The following is a 19,479-nucleotide window of genomic DNA, read 5'->3' as shown; positions in this document are numbered from 1 at the left end:
GCCTTCTCATTGCAAGGCTTTCAAAATCGGGCAACGGCTACGCACATTACTTCAAAGCCACTGAAAAAGTTAAAACCAAACTTTTTCAGTGGCCTCAAAAACCAACCTTTTTCAGTACCCTTCCCTCCTGCAGGAGTTGGCTCTCCCATCCGGTCCGCTTTGTTGAGAGGTAAGATAGACATTCCCTACTCTTCAACGATAAAAAGAAAATAAGAGAAATAGTCTAAAAAGGCCTTTGAGAAATGAGACTCAAAGGCCTTTTAAAAGTGCAAAATCTGTCCATTTCAAGAAGGGTGTTATAAAAAAGGAGCAAAAACAAAATCGTATTAAGTGACGATTAAATCAGAGGAACATTCTGATCAAGAAGCTTTTCAACAAACAGAAGAGTTTAAAGAAATGACAAAGTCACGTTATAAAATAGAAGCAAAAAATAGCGAATTAAAAGACACGGGTTAAAAATTGCATCATCCGCGGGTCTGTTTGGTATGCAAATTCAACCTGCTACCACGATATTTGCGGTGAATCTCAAGAGAATAATAAAGCTTTTGAATGAAAAAGAGTAACAAGTAGCAAAAGAAAAGGTGAGACTCCAATGTGCGTAGTACGAGGAGACTCACCAGCTTCCCGCGGAAAGCGAAGTATATTTCAGGAGCGGTTTATTTGCACCGCTGTGTATCTGTTCGGATGCTCATTTATTAAAACACTTTAGTCCTCGCTTCGTTTTTGTTATACTTGATGCTGCTATTAATCATTAATAGCCTTTAAAACGAATAACTTGGAAGAAAAGTCTCCTTCTTTTTTCTTTGACCAAAACTCATTTGCGCGATCGGTGTAATTCTCCGCAAGTATGATACCGACGTTCATTAATTCATCGCCATAGTGAGTGGTTTGACGTTCTTCAATGACATATTTTTGATTGGGATCTAATCCTTTTAATTGAATACGGTAATAATGATCATTTGGTTTTGATAATACTTTATAGTAACCGATAATTGCTTCAGATTGGTCGGCAGCTACAACCATCCAAGAAACTTCATTTGATTCAAATGGGTTTAACAATCTAAAAAATGTCCCACTACGTATGAGCTCTCTTTTTGCCTTATAGAAGCTTACTTGCTCTGAAATACACCTCTTTTCTTCTTCATTGATATTTGTAATATCTAACTCGTACCCAAAAGTTCCAAAAAAAGCCACGTTTGCTCTTGAAGCAATAGGAGTGATTCGACCAACTTGGTGGTTAGGCACATCAGACACATGGCTACCAATTGAATTTAATGGATAAACCATTGAACTCCCATATTGTATTTTCAGTCGTTCGACGGCGTCTGTATCATCACTTGCCCACGTTTGTGGAGCATAGTAAAGCATGCCAGGATCAAAGCGAGCTCCACCACCAGCGCATGACTCAAATAAAATGTGAGGATATTTTTCAATTAATTGTTCATATAGGTTATATACACCCAATATGTAGCGGTGAAAGACCTCTCCTTGCTGATCTACATGAAGGTTGGTAGAGTACGGTTCAGTAATATAACGATTCATATCCCATTTTATATAACTAATGTTTGAAGTTGACAGGATGTCGTCCATCATCTTAAAAATATAGTCAACCACTTCGGTTCGACCAAAGTCTAATATAAATTGATTTCTTCCGTGAGAAGCTGTTCGATTAGGTGTTTGAATAACCCATTCAGGGTGTCTTTTAAATATATCCGTATCTGTACAAACCATTTCTGGTTCAAACCAAAGTCCAAATTGCATTCCTAAGTCGGTTATTTTCTTCGATAATCCTGAAATCCCATTTGGAAGCTTCTTTTGATTGACAAACCAATCACCAAGTGAGCTAGTGTCATCATTTCTCTCACCAAACCAACCATCATCAAGCACAAATAACTCAATGCCAACCTCTTTTGCTGCTTTGGCAATAGTAAGTATTTTCTCTTCATCGAAATCAAAGTAAGTCGCCTCCCAATTGTTAATGAGAATAGGTCGGACGCGATCACGCCAGAAGCCGCGAACGAGGCGTTGACGATATAGATCATGAAATGTTTGGCTCATGCCATTTACCCCTGTATCACTATATACCATAACGCATTCAGGAGTTTGAAACGATTCGTTAGGCTTTAAATCCCAAGTGAATTGAAATGGATTGATCCCCATTGTTATACGTGTTGCTTGATAAGTATCTACTTCAACTTGTCCGAGGAAATTTCCGCTATAAACAAGACTAAATCCATATACTTCACCTATGTGCTCAGTTGTGTGTGGTCTTTTTAATGCTAAAAAAGGATTATAAATATGACTACTTGCACCACGAGAGCTATAAATGGACTGTATCCCTTTTGTGAGTGGTTGCTTTTCTACGTGAGTTTCCCGAGCCCAAGCCCCTGATAAATACGTCATTTCATAATTGTTATCAGGAAAGTCAATGCTTGTACTCATTGCGCGATTTAACTGAATGTTCGTTTGACTTTGATTAACGAATTGTGCATGACGACAGATAACCGGTCGATATGTATAAATGCTATAGCTTAGTAAGAGTGTACATTTTAAAATGTGATCAAATAACGTGATCTCAAGAGTATCAGCTTCACTGACATCGTCGACATACGTAGAAGGTAAGCCATTTAGCGACGGTTTCCCTTCAATGATTCGATAGCTTTGATAGGTGAAGTTCGTTATAGAACTTCCTATTTCATTTGTGATCATATGAGAAGGGTAACGATAATCAGTCGTTCCATAACTAGGATACTCTTGCTTTATATGTTCAAATGAGGATGTGTGGTCTCCTTCATAAAGGTTGCAGGAAGGTCTTACTTCACGTTCAATCAGATGATCATACGAATCTCGATGTTTAATTGATTTACCATAGTAAAGATGCTCTAATTGATGGCTTTTCTCTAAAACTCGAAATATGTAACTAACTTTATCGTTAAATAAATGAAACTCCAAGTTTTCCTCGTTCACTTTAATTGCCAAACTCATCACCGCCTATATTTATTAAGGATATAATTGCTTCTATTGTAACAATGGCTAACAAAAGATTCAATATAAATTAACTAAATTTAACTTAACGTTACCTTTATTTATAACTAATGTTTTAACGTGCACTCATAAGTGTGCTTCATCATATATAAACAAAAAAAGCTAAAGGAGAGAGCAAGATGAATATGATGTGGATGGATCTTTTTATTATGATATTTGCTACATTTCGAATAACTCGATTAGTTGTAAATGATTCTATTACGTCTTTTTTACGCAATCCTTTTTTAGAAATCTCATATATGGAAGATGAAAATGGTCAATTATTTGAAAAAACAGTTATAAAAGGAAAGGGTATACGGAGATGGTTAGGAGAATTATTAAGTTGCTATTGGTGTTTTGGCATTTGGTGTTCTTTCTTCGTTGTTCTTTTATATGTGAATGTTGATCAAGTTCAAATTGGCTTTCTTGTTTTTGCTGTGGCAGGTGTCGCATCTTTTATTCAGTCAATGGTGGCAGATTAAAGATGGTTCCCCAGAGACAATTGCCTAAGTCAAAATGATGGTTGTATGAATAGTATAAATGTGAACAGATAAGGAGGTAATCGTATGAAACAATACAAGCCTGTTGTGATTAATCAAACGAATAAAAAAAAGTCTAGCAATATAGCACAGAAACAAAATGCAATCATACGACCAGTAAAAAAAGCCGGGTGCTGTTTGAAAGCAAAACGATAAGTAAAGAGGTAGAGATGAGAAACCGAACAAATAAACAATCTCACCTCAGCCTGTTTACAAAGTCTCGCAAAAGCGTGACAAATCGACAGTTTTTTTTGATTAGTAGTCAGGGTGCGGCTCTTCCGATCTCGCTACGATGCCACTGAAAAAGTGCTCGTTTACTTCGGACTTGAAGGGGAGCTTTGACCTTGCTCCCGGGGATGGGGGACACGCTTTCCGCAGGCGGGCGTTGAACGAACCGGCTGCGACGATGGATTTCAACCTGCCCTTTTTTCCTGCAGGAGTCGGCCCTCCCATCCCGTCCGCTTTTTCTAGTGAAAAAAAGGAAATTTGCCTCCTTTAACAGAGACAGATGTCCGGTTTGTTTCTATAATTATAATTGATAAAAATGGACAGGGGTGAATGGACAATGATGTTTAAAAAGTTGGAAGATAGGCGGATGCAAATGGAGTTGGTCTGGAATGAAAAGCTAGTACTAGAAGACCATCTTGTTCGTTGCGGTAGATGCCGGATACAAGACTCCAAGTATTGCGAAGAAACTTCAAGACGAACAAGCCAGAGCTGTCATGCCGTATAAGCGTCCAATGACTCCGCCAGTTTCCTTTAAGAAACATAAGTCTGTCTATGATGAATACTATGATTGTTACATATTCCGGGTCACATTTGGCAGGATGTCTTGGATAAAGTCGAACACCTAAGACATTCAGATATAAACAAAGAGATCTTTGCAAAACGTAAACGTGTCTTTGCAGATCTGAAACAAAAGCCTGGTTTGCGTTGGACCAACCTGATAGAATTGGGGAAAAGTTCAATTCGGGCGATACTTGTTTTGCTACCATGAACCTAAAAAATTAGCCAAATGGCATTGGAGACCCCCCTCCAGTGTCACCAACAGAAAATAGAGGAGATAATGTCAAAACGCCTTTTAGAGTTATTTCTTAAAGGCGTTTTGACTACGGTCTGAGCAATCCTCCAAAAGGGGATTGCTCTTTGCTTTTAAGTTTCTGTCATTTTGTCTTCCAATTGTGTAATCTCCTGATTAAGGTTTGTTAATTTTTCTTCTAATTGATGAATAAGTAAATGTTTTGAATCGAATTTTTCCTCAAATTGAAAGGTTTCTTCTAAGAGAGAACGAAAGTAGTTTTCAAGATTATGCATAAATTCTTGTTTTTCTTTATCGTCATCCAATGCTTCACAAATATCTTGAATATTTGATTCTAAAAATGGCTCTCGCTTCAGCTTTCGTTTTTCGAGGGATGCCATCTTTTCCGTTAATGTTTGAATCTCATTTTGTGACTGTTGTAATTGAGCTGTGAGTTTTTGTATTTCGCTATCCTTTTTCAATAACTGAGTTTGAAATTGTTGCCTGACATTCTCCAATTTTTCTTCATCTTGTTGTTGTAATTGTTGAATAGCTCTTTCTTGATCAAATTCGTATTTCTTTTTCAGTTCATTTAAATTAGTTTCCTTCTCCTCCAATTGCTGACGTAGTTGTTTATTTGCCTCTTTTAATTCCTTTAGTTGTGCATAGTGATAGTTATTTTCGTATTGCTCAACTTTCTTTTTATATTTGGCTAACTCTGATCTGTAATAAATCAGTTTTTGTTGTAACTGCAACATTGAATCATTAGTATTCATTTTCAAAACCTCCCATCATAAAATTATGTATCTGTTACGTTAGAAGTGCCTATTTGGCTATCAATTTTTCTAATTGACTATTGATTTGATTATATTCTTCCTTTAAGGAATCCATTATCTTTTCATAATGTTCTACAACGTCAGCTAGCTCTTCCTTCCTTTCATGTGTCGTTTGAGAGGAGTGATTATTCCTTTGAAGCGACAATGTTAATAGAGTGATAATTTCGTGTAGCATTTTATGATCCAAATAGACAAAGCTGGAGCTTGCTAGTTGTTGATCCTCTTTTAAAAGTTGTATTTGGTTTGTTAAAATGTGACGAGCTACATATTTCATATATAGCTCTTGTTCTTGATCTGTCAACATAATCCCCCCTCTCAGCTAAGATCCACTTATAAACAGCTGGTTTACAGCGGCAATACCTTCTTTATACTCTTCACAATAAGTAAAGCCCGTCACGCTTCCAGAGTAGGATTCAGTGCTTTTCCATTTCATTTGGAAATTAGAAAATGATAACACATCATTTGGTTTTATGAGCTTTACACTTAGCGGCTTTAACCAATACTCCATGCGATTTGTGTGGTCATTTAATTTCTCCCAAGCATCTTGAGGTATTGTCGCTAATTTGCGAGGTTTGTATACATATTTGCCCGAAAAATGAAAAGGAGAATCTTCGCTTAGTTTGATACAAATATATGGGTTTGTCATGAATGTATGACTAAGGTTATGAATATGATAAGTACCAATAATGAAGTGATCTTCGTTTGACTTAGAAGAGAGGTTAAGAGAATAAGTGAAATAGCTAATGATTTGTTGCTTTTGCTGATTTTCAAGTGTAGTAAGTGCTTCTTTCACATTACCTAAGAATGTATGTGTTTCATGATTCCATTCATTGATCATATCTAAAAGCTGCTGTTTTGACATAATCTCACCTCAAAAAAATAAATGAGAGGAATCATCCTCTCATTTACAATATGCATAGACTGGATTAATCATCACCATTATTCGGGAATAAAACCGGACATTGTGGTGGAATAGTTGGAGTAGGGCAACCTGAAACGATTGGCAATAATTCTCTTGGCTCACAGAAGTCTGCAAAAATTTCAAGAGTAACTGGGAATGTTGATTGAATACTTTGACATAAACGTACAGTTACGCTGACATCTAATGTTCCCACTCCTGGAGTAACGTCATCACAATTGAATACACAGACGAAGCAGTCAACATCTGTATACGTGACATTAACATCAGTACCTTCTGGTGCACAAAGAATGACTTGCTCACAACGTGTGAAAGGGAACGTTCCTGCTTCTACTGATTGACCAGCTGTTGTATTGATGATAATAGTGACATCGAAATTCTTTTGTATTGTGACAAGTTGAAGTGTGATTGGTGTACCATTAATCACATATGGACGATCTTCACGGTTAAGCACTTCAGTATCGTTTGTTTCCACCTCACATGTGACAGTTTCTATATCATCACAAGTTATCTGAATACCATTTACAATTGGTAACTCAATATCGTCAATCGTTAAGTCAAATGAAGCTTCATTAATAATCCAGTCATATACTTTCTCTGTATTTATGCAAAGGAGTTCGCCGTCCCCATTTACTTGATTTGTATTCATGAAGTAAACACCTCCGGATAAGATTAATTTCTTTTCACTTGTAGCATATGTTTATAAATAAATATGGTTACATGTTTAGTAGTTTTTTTTAACTCATTACGAATGTGGGGGTGTTACATGAATTGAATTGTGCTTAAGGTAACTATTTCTTAGAGGATTAAAATGAAGGAGAGGGTGTATATGATGCAACAGTCTAAAGAAAATCTGGAACGAAAGCTCCAATATTATAAGGAAACGTTGCAATCGTTAAAAGCGGGAACCGTGGTGGACGATTATCTTCTTTTAAAGGAAGAACTATTGACAATAAGAAAGAATCAAAAACAAAACCTCAATCGAATGAAACAGTTAGAGGAAATAGTAAATAATTATGGTCGTGATAATGAAAATGTGACTCAACAATTGTTTAAACAAGCAATTGAAAAAATGGAAAAAGAATTTGAGTTGAAAGCTGAAAATGATACCTATATGGAACTATTAAAGAGAGTGAATGAAATGGAAGAGACTGTTCATGATCGACTTTCTAATCAAGAGCGCCAATTAAAAAATGTAGAGGATAAATTAGAAAGAATGGATGCGTATGTTGAAAAACAAAACGAATTGGCTGAAAAAGTAGAATCAGATGAATTCACTCAGACAATCGCCAAACGTTCTTCTTCGGATTATAAGAAATTGCAGCAGCTCATTTCATCATCAGGACAACAAGAAGATCAACAGCCAAAAATGAAGTGGTCTGCTCATTCACCTGTGAACAAGCCACTTGATTCAATTAAGAGTAATGAAAAAACAGCTCATCAATCGTATTTCCCCACTAATAGTAAAGGTTTTCAAAAGCCTAGAGATACAAAAAAGAAATAGATAGCGGGATTTGTTCATTCAAAATAATTAGAAAAAGTGAAGGTTCCTTTTAGTGTAGTCAAATGAGTGGGAACCTTTTTTTGTATGTTTGAAATACCTTGTGAAGTCTTGATGTTCCTTATGATTTTAGAAATGTGGTGTAATCATGTAATCAAACGCTTGTCATGAACCGTCAAGCGTTTTTTGGCATATGAAAAAAGAGAGTATCAAATAGACGAAGGAACTGTCATGTGTTTTTAATGGGAAGGAGGGGTTATATTTTGAAAGGAGTTATCCTAGCAGGTGGTACGGGAAGCCGTTTAAGGCCATTTACAAATATTATGAACAAACACCTCTTGCCAGTTGGTGCAAAACCAATGATTTACTGGGCTATTGTTAAGTTAAAGGAAGCAGGGATTCATGACATTTTAATCATTACGAATCGAGAAAGCTTAACGTATTTTATTCAATTGTTTGATGATGGTTATGAACTAGGTGTAAAACTAACATATAAAATCCAAAAAAAAGCAAGTGGTATAGCTGATGCCATTTCTTTAGCGAAGAGTTTTGTGGGGGATGAGTCTTTTATTGTAATGCTTGGCGATAATTTGCTAGAAGATTCATTGACTTCATTTATTCAAAAATTCAAAGAGAAAAATGAAGGTGCGATGGTTCTATTAAAAGAAGTACATGACCCTGAAAGGTTTGGAATTGCCGAAATAGACAGTGAAAAGAAAGAAGTGCTTTCAATAATCGAGAAACCGAGGAATCCGAAAACGAATTATTGTGTTGTCGGAATTTATATGTACGATCAACAAGTGTTTCAATTCATTGATCAGCTTATTCCTTCAGAACGAGGAGAACTAGAAGTGACGGATATTAACCGACTTTATATGAAAAACAAGCAGCTCAGCTATGAAGAGCTTAAAGGCTGGTGGCTCGATGCAGGGACACATCATTCATTACATGAGGCAAATGTACACATCTATCAACTATTAAGGAAAAGAAAGGACAAATGAAGATGGAGCTACTAGTAACGGGTGGAGCAGGGTTCATCGGTTCACATTTTATCCGATTGATGCTAGAAAAAGAAGATGTCTCAATAACGAATATTGATGCTTTAACATATGCAGGCCACATTAGTAACACAGAAGATTTCCTCGCAAATAAGAACTATCGATTTATTCAAGCTGACTTGACGAATGCGCTTGAAATCGATCGTGTCTTTGAGCAACAGTATGATTGGATTGTGAATTTTGCTGCTGAATCACATGTAGATCGCAGTATAAAAGATGCAGCGATCTTTTTAGATACGAACATAAAAGGAACGCATAACTTGTTAGAAAAAGTAAGAACTGGTCGGGCTAAAAAGATGATTCATGTATCAACAGACGAGGTTTATGGGTCATTGCAGCAGAGGGAAAAACCATTTACAGAAAAGCACCCTTTAACTCCAAATAATCCGTATTCAGCAAGTAAAGCAGGAGCTGATTTGCTCGTCCATTCCTATTTTAAAACGTATGCAATTCCAGTGATGATTACACGTTGTTCAAATAATTATGGACCGTATCAACATCCAGAAAAGCTCATACCTAAAGTGATTCAATGTGCCTTACATGATCAATCTATCCCCCTTTATGGTGATGGTCTAAATGTTCGTGACTGGTTATATGTAGAAGATCATTGTCGTGCGATCGAGCGAGTCATGAAGAGAGGACAATACGGTGAGGTTTACAATGTTGGAGGTCGAAACGAACGATCCAATATAGATGTTATACAGACGATTCTTCAATTCTTAGGAAAAGACGAAAAATTAATTACGTATGTAAAGGATCGGCAAGGACATGACAGAAGATATGCGATTGATCAAACGAAAATACAAACTGAGCTCCAATGGGAACCAACATATGCATTTTCAGAAGGATTGCAGAAGACGATCAATTGGTATGCTCAAAATGAGGAGTGGTTTCATATGATGTTAAAATGGTGCGAACATAAATGAAGTGTTTGATTACAGGAGCAAATGGCCAATTAGGTAAAGCGTTAAAGCAGAGGTTTTCAGCCTTTCATGATGTAACTGCATGTAGTAAAGGTGATCTTGATGTAACAAATGAATCAATGGTTCAAAAAGTAATGAATGAATTAAAGCCAGATGTCGTTATACATGCAGGTGCATATACGAAGGTTGATTTAGCAGAAGAAGAACGTACTCAAGCGTTTCAAGTGAATGCTGTAGGAACATTTCACATGGCTAAAGCATGTGAAGAAATAGGGGCAACAATGATTTATATCAGCTCTGACTACGTGTTTGACGGACTCAAGCAAGCACCGTATACCGAAGAAGATCAAGTGAATCCAGTCAGCATGTATGGGGTAAGTAAGTGGCTCGGAGAAGAATTTGTTGAAATGGTATTAGAAAATCATTATATAATCAGAACTTCTTGGCTGTATGGACATGGTGGGCTTCATTTTGTCGAGAAGATGCTCAAGTGTGCATTTGCTAGCAAAGGAGTAAACGTCGTTTCAGATCAAGTAGGTTCTCCTACTTATGTAGAAGATCTAGTTGATGTGATGGAACGGTTGCTCGATAGTAAGCCGTACGGCAAATATCATGTACAAAATAGTGGGTCTTGCACTTGGTTTGAGTTTGCTAAAGAAATTTATCAGCAAGTCGGTTGTGACCCGTTATTAGTCAAACCAACGTCAACGAGGAAGTTTGAAGCGAAGGCTCCGAGACCTGCATTCTCACGGCTATCTCTTCATAAACTAGAAACAATAGGAATAAAAAAGCCAAGACATTGGAAAGAAGGCTTAACTCTTTATTTGCAAAGGGAGGGGCTTCTATGATAGAAGGAGTCAAAGTGAAAGAGCTTGTTAAGCATTGTGATGACAGAGGGTATTTTTCAGAGCTTGTCCGTGAAGATGAGCATTTATTAGATCGGTTTGGGCAAGCTTCTATTTCAATGAGTTATCCAGGTGTGATTAAGGCGTTTCATTATCATGAAAAACAAGATGACCTTTGGTTTTTTCCGTCCGGAAATGCTCAAGTGGTGTTATATGATCTACGCGAATCTACCACGAAAGGAAAGACTGATGTCTATTATATGGGCGAAGAGAATCCTATATTGCTATTCATACCAAAAGGTGTTGCTCATGGATATCGAGTGTTAGGTTCTACACCAGCTACGATTATCTATTTCACGACACATTCATATCATGCTGCTAATCCTGATGAAAAAAGAATACCGTGGAATGATGAGGAAATTGGTTTTGATTGGAATACCCAAAATCGTTAAAAGGAAAGTCACTCATTCAATCATTGCCTACTATGCTTTTCATTACTAGTAGGCTTTATTTAGTATGAATAAGGGTGTGATTTAATGAGGAAAAGTGGAAAGAAATCAAAAGTCGTTTGTATACTTGGTATGCATCGTAGTGGCACTTCTATGACGGCTAGAATGATAAATCTACTAGGCGTTCATTTAGGTAACCCCCATGAGGTGATAAGTAAAGGTGGTCAATTTAATGAAAAAGGGTTTTGGGAGCATAAAGGGATTACTCAGACGCAACAACGTATATTAAGATCATTATCACGCTCATGGGACACGAATCAACCATTACCAGAAAATTGGTGGAAAAATAAAAAAATTGAACCACTAAAGCGCCAACTATCTGCAATAATTAATAAAGATTTTTCAAACAAGAAAATATGGGGTTGGAAAGACCCAAGAACATGCTTGTTATTGCCGATGTGGAATGAATTACTTTCTAATAAAAATGTGAACATTCATTATTTGATCGTTGTCCGAAACCCTCTCGATGTCGTCTATTCATTAGAGAGGAGAAATGGATTTACGTTAGCAGATTCATTTCAAATTTGGCTATTGTATGTATTAAATTCACTGTATTGGACAAACGGAATGCAGCGAATGATTATTGACTATGATGACTTTTTACAAAATTGGGAATGGAGAATTCAAGAGGTGGTTAAAGAACTTCGTGTCGAACCACCAAATGAAACGATAATAGAAAAAATGAGTTCGTTTGTTAGTCCTTCCTTGCAGCATAGTAGCTCAACTATAGAAGAGTTAAAAAGTTGTGTTGAAGCACCGCCCCAGGTTATTCAAGTATATCAAATCGTTCAAAAGGCTCTTGCTTCATCAACTTACTTCTCATCAAAACAATGTATAGAAGAAATACGATCGTTGTACAAATCGAAATACGGGGCAGAAAGAAAATCATGAGGCTATTATTTGTTACATCTGGCAGTGACACGTATTCCAATCTTGATCCGAATATTGTAAATGGTTTTAAAGAAATCGAAAGGTTGAAACGAGTAGAACCTTTTCATTTTTTTTATTCAATGCTGAGTACGAATGATGATGTACAATATCAAATTAAACAAAATAAACCTGACGTTGTACTAGTTCTAAAGCGTCAACTACCAGCCGATTGGATTCAGTCGTTCAATAAGCATCGAATTCCGATTGGATTATGGGTTGTCGATGACCCTTATTTAATAAAAAAACATGTTTTGCGTGGTTATCATTATGATTTTATTTTAACACAAGAGATAAACGCTCCTGCTTTTTATGAAAAGAGAGGAATGAGGGCATTTTATTTACCATTGGCTGTTAATACGTCCACTTATTTTCCTCAAGAAGTAGAAAGTGATTATCAATCTGATATTTGTTTTGTTGGTTCAGGGATGGCTAATCGAATTCGTTTACTTCATCAATTAGGAAACTGCTTTGTTCACGAAACAATCCGTATTATCGGTAGGTGGTGGGAGCCGCTTCAAAATCAACTAGGAAGAAATCACTTTATTCTAAACAAACCGATAAGTGCAGAAGAGGCATCGAAGTACTATAATGGTGCAAAGATCGTTCTAAATATGCATAGAAACCCTTATGATTCAAAACATAACCCTTCTCGAATACAGGCTGCTACACCGAATAATCGGACGTTTGATATTGCTGCTTGCTCTGCCTTTCAATTAACGTCTTATCGAAAAGCTATAAGTGATTTTTATCAAAAGGATGAGATCATTGAATATCAAAGTGTGGATGATTTAGTTAAAAAAGTAGAATACTATTTAGTCCAGAGTCATGAAAGAAGAGAAATAGCAAAAAGAGCTTATAAACGTACGATGAATGCTCATACGTATTCTGTTCGATTAACTGACCTGATTCATTTACTAAAAACAAAACGATTACTATCTTAACTCCAATTGAGCATTCGTGTTATAAATTGATATAGTTTTACGTAATATAGCTTTTAAATAATGCGATCATTTTCCTTACAATTGGATACGGTGGGAGAATAGGGGCCTTGATGATACACTTTACATGAAAAGGAATTGGTTGATTTAGCTCTTGTATTTTGTTATTTAATAAATGATTGTAATTGGTCAAGAAAATGTTGAAGGCGAATCGTATACGTATGGTTAAAAAGTGTTCGGTTATATGCTTTTTGTGCGATACGCTGTCGTTCCTCAGAATGTTCCAAGTAATATAAAATGTGTTCTCTTAATTCTTCTTTATGTTTAAAACAAATGATTTCGTCCTTAAGCTTATAATAAGCTTCTAATTCTTCTAAATAAGCGGTCAGTTGAAAAGATTGACAAGCTGCAATGTCAAAAGTGCGATTGTTTGGAGTGATTGCATTTATTTTTTGTTTGTTTAGTCCAACATCATTAATGGGACGGTTTAAATTTAAAACAATTTTTGCGCCGTTGTAATATTTAGCTACTTCATTTGGTGGGAGTGTCTGGTTAATGATGCTAGTTTTCAAAGCTGTATAGTTTTTTAGCTGTTCCCATTTAGGTCCAATGATAAATGTGTTTTTTTCTTGAAGTAAATCAGCTAATGAGTCGATAATAGCGAGTCTGTTTTTATAAGGAGTGCCAATGAAGCAAATATCTGAAACGTAGTTTTCATTTACTTTCATTGGATAATATTCTTTTTCGTTCGTTGCTAATGGACCATGGATGGCTTTTAAATCGTTTTTTTTATAAACGGAAAGACAGTTTTTCTCCTGTGTAATGACAAAGTCATACGGCTTGGACTTCAAGACATGTTTATCAATTCTATGAGGGTCATCGACAACCCACCTTCCTATTGAAATCTGTAATTTTTTAAGAGCTGACAAAAAAGCTGTTGGAAGTGGTGCTCGAAATACTATGATAACGTCAGGTTTGAAATTCTTAATTTTCGCAAGTAGACTTTGAATACTTTCATTCTCTTTTGAAACGATATTTATCTTGTGCGTAGACTTTTTATTAATGTTTTCATAAGCACGAGACATATTAAAGTCAAGGTTTGATAGTGATTCAACACCTGAAGTAATATGGATGACTCGCATACAAACACTCCTTTATTGAAAGGGTCTAATGATATTTAATTCATCAGGTAATGTATTTAAAAGTGTTTCTACTCTTTGTTTATACGTATGGCATTGTAATGTCCGAATAAAGCCATTCTTTGCAATTAGCTCACGTTTCTTCTTATTCTGCTTAAAATAGTTGATTTTATCTGCTAAATCACTTGCATCATGAAATGAAACAATCTCTTTATTTAAGTCAAAATAATCTTTTAAACCTTCACGATATGAAACAAGTTGAAACGATTTAGCTGCGCAAATATCGAAGGTACGGTTATTTGGTGTTAAAGCCTTTAATTGATACGGATTTTTATTAAGGTCACTATCACTTCTATGAAGATTTAGTACAATTTTTGATTGATTGTAGATTTTGCATACATCTCTTGGTTTCATGATCACAGATTTGATCTGATTTTTGAATAGTTTATATTGTCTTAGTTGATTCCATCCTTTTCCTACTAAGATGTACGTATGGTTATGCTGTGTTTTTAGCAATGAATGAAAGAATGATAGTCTGCTAGGTGTTGCATTCCCTATAAAAGAAAAATCATAGCGTTTGTTAACGTTTGGAATTGGATAATAGTTTTGTTCATTTACTCCTAAAGGAAAGTGGAAGGCGTAGATATTTAACTGTTTCTTGTAAAAAGGTACACATGAAGATTCTTCAGTTATAATAAAATCATATTGTTTTGCCTTATCATAATAATCAGATATGCGATAAGGATCATTCACTACCCATAACCCTATAGGGACATTTATGTGTTTGACATATTCAAAAGCCAGGTGAGTATCTTGACCAAAAATAACAATGATAGTTGGCTGAAATATTTTTATTTTTTTGTCTAACATTTCCAACGATTCTTTAAGGAGTGAATGAGTTTGAAAGCGAAAATCTTTTCGTTTTTCTTCTAAATGTTTAAAGGCGAGTGTAAGACTTGGAGTTAAATCTGATAAGGTTTTTTTTCCTGATGAAATATATAATAGGCGTTTCATTTATTCACCTCGAAAATTAAGATAGTTGACAATTATCATGTAGTCTATTACCTTTTTTTTACTCTAGATATATGGCTTGTAAAGGTTCCAAGCGCTATTGAAGTTTTAGCATTTATTTGAAGGAAGTCAGTCTGTTCGAAACTGTGTGTAGTCATTTATATTATCTATATCATAAGTTATGATATATAATTACGTATGTTTATTTGAAAAGTGAATGTTCACTAATCAGTTAAAAAGTGGCCTATATATAGCAAGATGTATAACGAAATAAATTATAAAGAGGATAGTGATTGGAGGATGAATCAATGGATTTAAAAAAAGCCATACAAACAAAATTTGATTTACACATGCATACAACAGCCTCAGATGGCGAATATAGCCCTACTGAAATTGTCGAGAAGGCTTATAACTGTGGACTTGAAACGATTGCGATTACTGATCATGACACGTTAGCTGGAATTACTGAGGCGAAGAATACTGCAGACAAGTATAGAATAAATGTGATCTCTGCTGTTGAATTAAGTACGAAATATCAAGGGGTTAGTGTCGATGTGCTTGGTTACAATATTCGACCAACAAAAGAGCTTGAGGAAACATTAGTACAGTTAAGGGAAGGTCGAGTGGATCGAGCGAAGCGAATTATTGAGAAATTCAATCACATTGGCTTTTCGATTTCGATGGATGATGTACTTGAGTTCAGTGAAAATGGTGTGATTGCGCGCCCTCATATTGCTAAAGCAGTCGTTAAAAAAGGATATGTAAAAGATTATCAAACAGTTTTTGATGATTATTTAGCAGACGGTAAGCCTTGTGCATTGCCAAAAAAAGTGTTAACTCCTGAGCAAGGAATTGAACTTATTCATCAAGCTGGAGGGAGTGCTGTACTTGCCCATCCTGTTTATTTAGAGATTGATGTCGTAAAGGAGCTTCTTCGTTTTTCTTTTGATGGAATCGAAGTATGGCACCGAAATCATTTAGCAGAACACCGCCAATTATTTAAGAAATTTGCAAAAGAGTATCAGTTATTGATGACAGGTGGATCTGATTTTCATACAGATGAACATACATTAGGGAATTTCGGTTTTTCAGAAGATGACATCCATTGATTTTCAACAAACAAAACATACAATTTATGTTCCACGACAACAAAAAAACAAAACAAACAGCCTTCCCACTCATGTAATATAGATACAATAACAAAAGTTGAAATAATAGCAAATGTTACGTTCGTTCTATAACAGAAAAAATGGAAGTACTTCTATTCATTAAATTAACCGAAACACAGCAAGTCGCATTAACTGAACCAGTTAATAAGGTTGAATCAACTACGACTCGCTCACGTATTGAACAACTTCGTCAGCAAAGAGAGACTCTTAATTTAACGTAATGATTGAGTTTGAACAGATTAGTCCTCACTGTTCAAACTCTCGCTTTGCTTGTGGGAAATATGTGTAATCATTTGTTTAAGTCGATGTTTGAGCGTGTGATCCGAAAGAGCGCGCTTTCTAGCATTTCTAGCGATTTGGTCTCGTTCTTCACTATGTTGAAGAAAATAGGAAATTTTTTCAAATAACTCGTTTGCTTCATAATAGGAAATGATCTCAGTATCTATTCTAAAATGGTTGTTAAGATCATCTTTATGTTCAAGTAATTGAAATTGCTGTGCACTTGCTAAGTCAAATGTACGATTGTTCATGCTTTTGCTTTGAACGTTGAATCGATTTTTATTTTGTTTTAATTGAATAGGGCGATGGGGGTTAAGGTGAATAGCAGCAAATGGTAATAATTGATTAACGGTTTTAGGTGGAATCCATTGATCCTTTATTGTGAGCAATGGGTGTTTGTTTACTGACAAATACTCCCCCCAATTCCTACCAACGACTAGGCATGAAATTTTTAAAGATGCTAAGATTTTTTGCATAAGCTTTACTCGATTGGGATAAGGATAACCAATTAACATTAAATCAAAATCAGGCTGTACGGTTCTTTTTAATGGATAGTAAACAGATGGGTCTGCTCCTAATGGGAGAAAAAATACGTTTGAATGACCAGCTTCTTCGTAAATTTCTTTTGCAGCTGAATCTACTGTAAAGATATAATCAAATTTAAAGATTTGTTTAATTGTTTCATCAATGTAATAAGGATCTTCTGTCAACCACACCGCTATTGGAATCCCTTTACGATTCAATACTTTGAATGTAGACGATTGTAGCCTTGAACCAAGCAGTGTAAGGATGAAATCAGGACTTTCAGCACGGATAGCGTCTACCAATTCTGCTTCATTATAAGGGCCGATTTGTTCACTTAAACCTAATTCATTTAAAGAGCGAACAATTGCTTGATCCAAGTAAGCGTAAATTTGCTGAAACCCTGATTGTACATAATAGATTTTCATTAATGTCACCTCATGAAAAGCATAGGTTTATTAGAGGAAGAGTAGACCGAATAGTGTTGCGATACTTAATCCAATTACAACTGGGAAGAAGCTCTTGCGAACAAGATCTATAACGGAAATTCGGGCAAAACCCGCTATAGCAATAATCGGGGACCAAGCAACTAACGTTCCTCCACCAACCCAAATAGCTCCTACTTGACCGATCGACGCCAATGTTGCTGCATCCACTCCTGACGTAGCCGAAAACGCTTCTGCTAATGATCCGATTAAAGGAAGACCTGAGAAGCCTGATCCATCTAAACCAGAAATCATTCCTAATAGCAATATTCCAAACCCTGTAAAAAAGGCGTTTTCAGGGATGAAGCTTTGACTTGCTTGAACAAGATCGAAAAGAAATGTGGGTGATGACTCTTCATTTACTCGTATAATACTCGCAGCGTAATTACTACTACCGATAAAGAAAAAACCTGCAACAGGAATCACTAACCCCATCACTTTGAATGCATAAACAAAACCATTAATGAGATGATCACTCACCTCTTGTAATGATTTCTTATAATCACGCACCCCTGTAATAAGTAGGAGCAGAATGATTGCTGTACCACCGATTAACGAGGCGCCCGATCCATCGCGCATCGTTGGAACAACTGATGTAAACGTTGCTAAGATGACGTAAATGACTATAGCTAAAAAGGCTAGTGGAACAATAAAGGCAAACCACTTACTATGAGGGCCTTTTTTTATAATGAGATGATCATCATCAATCTTCGCTCCTTTTTCCCCTGTTTTCTCCCATGTGGTCAGGTTCTCATTTGATGGAGGCAAGATTTTTTTTCTAATTAACACGTACACAATCGTTAAAGCAATTGCACCGGTAATCAAAGAGAGTATGAGTGATCGATCAGCTACAATCGATGCAGAAATCACAGAAGAGGTTGATGAGGAAAGACCAGGTGCAACTTGTAGGACAAAATCAGACGATAATGCCATTCCATGCCCTGCTAAGGAAACGGCAATTGCGGTAGCAAGTGGTGGCAAACCTGAGCGGATTGCTACAGGTATCAGAAGAGCGCCTATTAGAGGGACCGCAGGAGCGGGCCAAAAGAATAGGGAAAGGGCGTACGTAACAAAAACGATAATCCAAAAAGACCAATGCCCATTTTTCATAATTTTTTGAAAAGGGACAATCATTTGTTCGTCTGAACCGATCGATTTTAATGACTGAAGAAGTGAGGTCATAATCGCAATAATTAAGAATATATGAAACAATTCTCGTGCTGCTGTTAAATTTGCATTGAAAATGACATGAATTCCATCAAGAAATGACTGGCTATAAACAGCGCCAATAATAAAAGTCATCAGTAATGCTGGAACGACTACATTTTGGCGAAAGAGCATCGTTAAAATAATCAAACAGGTACCTATAAAGTAAAGCCAATGCGCTAATGTTACTTCCATTTAATTGTTCACCCTCCCTACACACGTAAAGATACTATAGCTTATGAATAAAAGCGTAGGCTGGTGATGGGATAATAGAAGTTATTTAGTACTTTTATACAGCCCAATAGTGATAAAAATTCAATCGGTAATGGTTCAAAGTTTTTCAGGTGCGTTAGATGCAAAGGGAGCAAGAAAAGGTGTTTTTATAACTACTTCCTCCTTTACAGATGGAGCAAAGAAGTATGCTGAACGGCTTGAGTCAAAAAAGATCATCCTATTAGATGGGATAGACCTCTCTAAACTAATGATTATGTATGATGTAGGAGTACATATTAAAGAAACCTTCACTGTAAAAGATATAGAGTACGACTATTTTAAAGATGAATAGAATGTCAATACAATACATAGAGGAGACAGATAATTTTGGGGACATCTAAGAAAATTTACTATA

General features: G+C 36.0%; 20 protein-coding genes and 2 pseudogenes. 13 read left to right on the top strand and 9 right to left on the bottom strand.

Going from position 1 to position 19,479, the window contains the following annotated elements; genetic code table 11:
* Positions 1-264 precede the first annotated feature (264 nt).
* Positions 265-563 (top strand): annotated as a pseudogene (locus ACERJO_RS20225) (transposase); the annotation flags it as partial.
* 181 nt (positions 564-744) lie between these two features.
* Here the strand turns inward: ACERJO_RS20225 and ACERJO_RS20220 are convergent.
* A complete protein-coding gene (locus tag ACERJO_RS20220) occupies positions 745-2,979 on the bottom strand; it encodes an alpha-galactosidase (protein WP_373648674.1) in 2,235 nt (744 codons plus the stop codon).
* Positions 2,980-3,164: 185 nt separating this feature from the next.
* On the opposite strand from ACERJO_RS20220, the gene ACERJO_RS20215 reads away from it, so the two are divergent.
* The 3 genes and pseudogenes from ACERJO_RS20215 to ACERJO_RS20205 all read left to right on the top strand — a co-directional run.
* Positions 3,165-3,506: a DUF1360 domain-containing protein gene (locus tag ACERJO_RS20215; protein WP_373648673.1), complete on the top strand. Its 342-nt coding sequence runs from the start codon at positions 3,165-3,167 to the stop codon at positions 3,504-3,506.
* A gap of 84 nt (positions 3,507-3,590) precedes the next feature.
* Positions 3,591-3,719, top strand: a complete 129-nt coding sequence (locus tag ACERJO_RS20210) for a hypothetical protein (RefSeq protein ID WP_260505907.1) — start codon at positions 3,591-3,593, stop codon at positions 3,717-3,719.
* A gap of 494 nt (positions 3,720-4,213) precedes the next feature.
* A pseudogene (locus ACERJO_RS20205) lies at positions 4,214-4,661 on the top strand (IS5/IS1182 family transposase); the annotation flags it as partial.
* A 54-nt stretch (positions 4,662-4,715) separates the two neighbouring features.
* On the opposite strand, the gene ACERJO_RS20200 reads toward ACERJO_RS20205, so the two are convergent.
* The 4 genes from ACERJO_RS20200 to ACERJO_RS20185 all read right to left on the bottom strand — a co-directional run bounded on the left by ACERJO_RS20200 (position 4,716) and on the right by ACERJO_RS20185 (position 6,985).
* A complete protein-coding gene (locus tag ACERJO_RS20200) occupies positions 4,716-5,357 on the bottom strand; it encodes a hypothetical protein (protein WP_373648672.1) in 642 nt (213 codons plus the stop codon).
* 49 nt (positions 5,358-5,406) lie between these two features.
* The gene (locus ACERJO_RS20195) at positions 5,407-5,718 is read right to left on the bottom strand and encodes a hypothetical protein (RefSeq protein ID WP_247105395.1); all 312 of its coding nucleotides are present in this window, start codon (positions 5,716-5,718) and stop codon (positions 5,407-5,409) included.
* A gap of 18 nt (positions 5,719-5,736) precedes the next feature.
* On the bottom strand, positions 5,737-6,279 hold the full coding sequence (locus ACERJO_RS20190) for a hypothetical protein (RefSeq protein ID WP_247105396.1): 543 nt from the start codon (positions 6,277-6,279) through the stop codon (positions 5,737-5,739).
* A 64-nt stretch (positions 6,280-6,343) separates the two neighbouring features.
* On the bottom strand, positions 6,344-6,985 hold the full coding sequence (locus ACERJO_RS20185; RefSeq protein WP_247105397.1) for a BMQ_0737 family morphogenetic spore coat protein: 642 nt from the start codon (positions 6,983-6,985) through the stop codon (positions 6,344-6,346).
* Positions 6,986-7,165: 180 nt separating this feature from the next.
* Here ACERJO_RS20185 and ACERJO_RS20180 point away from each other — a divergent pair, with 180 nt between their 5' ends.
* The 7 genes from ACERJO_RS20180 (at position 7,166) to ACERJO_RS20150 (ending at position 13,043) form a co-directional block, all read left to right on the top strand.
* Positions 7,166-7,840, top strand: a complete 675-nt coding sequence (locus tag ACERJO_RS20180; protein ID WP_373648671.1) for a hypothetical protein — start codon at positions 7,166-7,168, stop codon at positions 7,838-7,840.
* 260 nt (positions 7,841-8,100) lie between these two features.
* Positions 8,101-8,838 (top strand): sugar phosphate nucleotidyltransferase, encoded by a 738-nt coding sequence (locus ACERJO_RS20175; RefSeq protein WP_373648670.1) that lies wholly within the window; start codon positions 8,101-8,103, stop codon positions 8,836-8,838.
* Positions 8,839-8,840: 2 nt separating this feature from the next.
* A complete protein-coding gene (gene rfbB, locus ACERJO_RS20170; protein ID WP_373648669.1) occupies positions 8,841-9,821 on the top strand; it encodes a dTDP-glucose 4,6-dehydratase in 981 nt (326 codons plus the stop codon).
* Positions 9,818-10,666 (top strand): dTDP-4-dehydrorhamnose reductase, encoded by an 849-nt coding sequence (rfbD, locus tag ACERJO_RS20165; RefSeq protein ID WP_373648668.1) that lies wholly within the window; start codon positions 9,818-9,820, stop codon positions 10,664-10,666. The genes rfbB and rfbD overlap by 4 nt, the downstream gene beginning before the upstream one ends.
* Positions 10,663-11,115, top strand: a complete 453-nt coding sequence (locus tag ACERJO_RS20160; RefSeq protein ID WP_373648667.1) for a dTDP-4-dehydrorhamnose 3,5-epimerase family protein — start codon at positions 10,663-10,665, stop codon at positions 11,113-11,115. The genes rfbD and ACERJO_RS20160 overlap by 4 nt, the downstream gene beginning before the upstream one ends.
* An 84-nt stretch (positions 11,116-11,199) precedes the next feature.
* Positions 11,200-12,063 carry a sulfotransferase family protein gene (locus ACERJO_RS20155; RefSeq protein ID WP_373648666.1) on the top strand — a complete coding sequence of 288 codons (864 nt, stop codon included), beginning with the start codon at positions 11,200-11,202 and terminating at the stop codon, positions 12,061-12,063.
* Positions 12,060-13,043, top strand: a complete 984-nt coding sequence (locus tag ACERJO_RS20150) for a CgeB family protein (RefSeq protein ID WP_373648665.1) — start codon at positions 12,060-12,062, stop codon at positions 13,041-13,043. The genes ACERJO_RS20155 and ACERJO_RS20150 overlap by 4 nt, the downstream gene beginning before the upstream one ends.
* A 161-nt stretch (positions 13,044-13,204) precedes the next feature.
* On the opposite strand, the gene ACERJO_RS20145 is transcribed toward ACERJO_RS20150, so the two are convergent.
* Positions 13,205-14,182, bottom strand: a complete 978-nt coding sequence (locus ACERJO_RS20145; protein ID WP_373648664.1) for a CgeB family protein — start codon at positions 14,180-14,182, stop codon at positions 13,205-13,207.
* Positions 14,183-14,194: 12 nt separating this feature from the next.
* Positions 14,195-15,193 carry a CgeB family protein gene (locus tag ACERJO_RS20140; RefSeq protein ID WP_373648663.1) on the bottom strand — a complete coding sequence of 333 codons (999 nt, stop codon included), beginning with the start codon at positions 15,191-15,193 and terminating at the stop codon, positions 14,195-14,197.
* A gap of 305 nt (positions 15,194-15,498) precedes the next feature.
* Between ACERJO_RS20140 and ACERJO_RS20135 the strand changes: the two genes are divergently transcribed.
* The gene (locus ACERJO_RS20135; protein WP_373648662.1) at positions 15,499-16,299 is read left to right on the top strand and encodes a PHP domain-containing protein; all 801 of its coding nucleotides are present in this window, start codon (positions 15,499-15,501) and stop codon (positions 16,297-16,299) included.
* Positions 16,300-16,598: 299 nt separating this feature from the next.
* Here the strand turns inward: ACERJO_RS20135 and ACERJO_RS20130 are convergent, their stop codons facing one another.
* Positions 16,599-17,588 (bottom strand): CgeB family protein, encoded by a 990-nt coding sequence (locus ACERJO_RS20130; protein WP_373648661.1) that lies wholly within the window; start codon positions 17,586-17,588, stop codon positions 16,599-16,601.
* 30 nt (positions 17,589-17,618) lie between these two features.
* The gene (locus ACERJO_RS20125; protein ID WP_373648660.1) at positions 17,619-19,046 is read right to left on the bottom strand and encodes a hypothetical protein; all 1,428 of its coding nucleotides are present in this window, start codon (positions 19,044-19,046) and stop codon (positions 17,619-17,621) included.
* A 130-nt stretch (positions 19,047-19,176) separates the two neighbouring features.
* Here ACERJO_RS20125 and ACERJO_RS20120 point away from each other — a divergent pair, with 130 nt between their 5' ends.
* Positions 19,177-19,416 carry a restriction endonuclease gene (locus ACERJO_RS20120; RefSeq protein ID WP_373648659.1) on the top strand — a complete coding sequence of 80 codons (240 nt, stop codon included), beginning with the start codon at positions 19,177-19,179 and terminating at the stop codon, positions 19,414-19,416.
* Positions 19,417-19,479: the final 63 nt, after the last annotated feature.

The organism is Halalkalibacter sp. AB-rgal2, assembly GCF_041821005.1.
Classification (GTDB): domain Bacteria; phylum Bacillota; class Bacilli; order Bacillales; family Bacillaceae_D; genus Halalkalibacter.
This window is presented reverse-complemented; position numbering and strand designations above follow the sequence as displayed.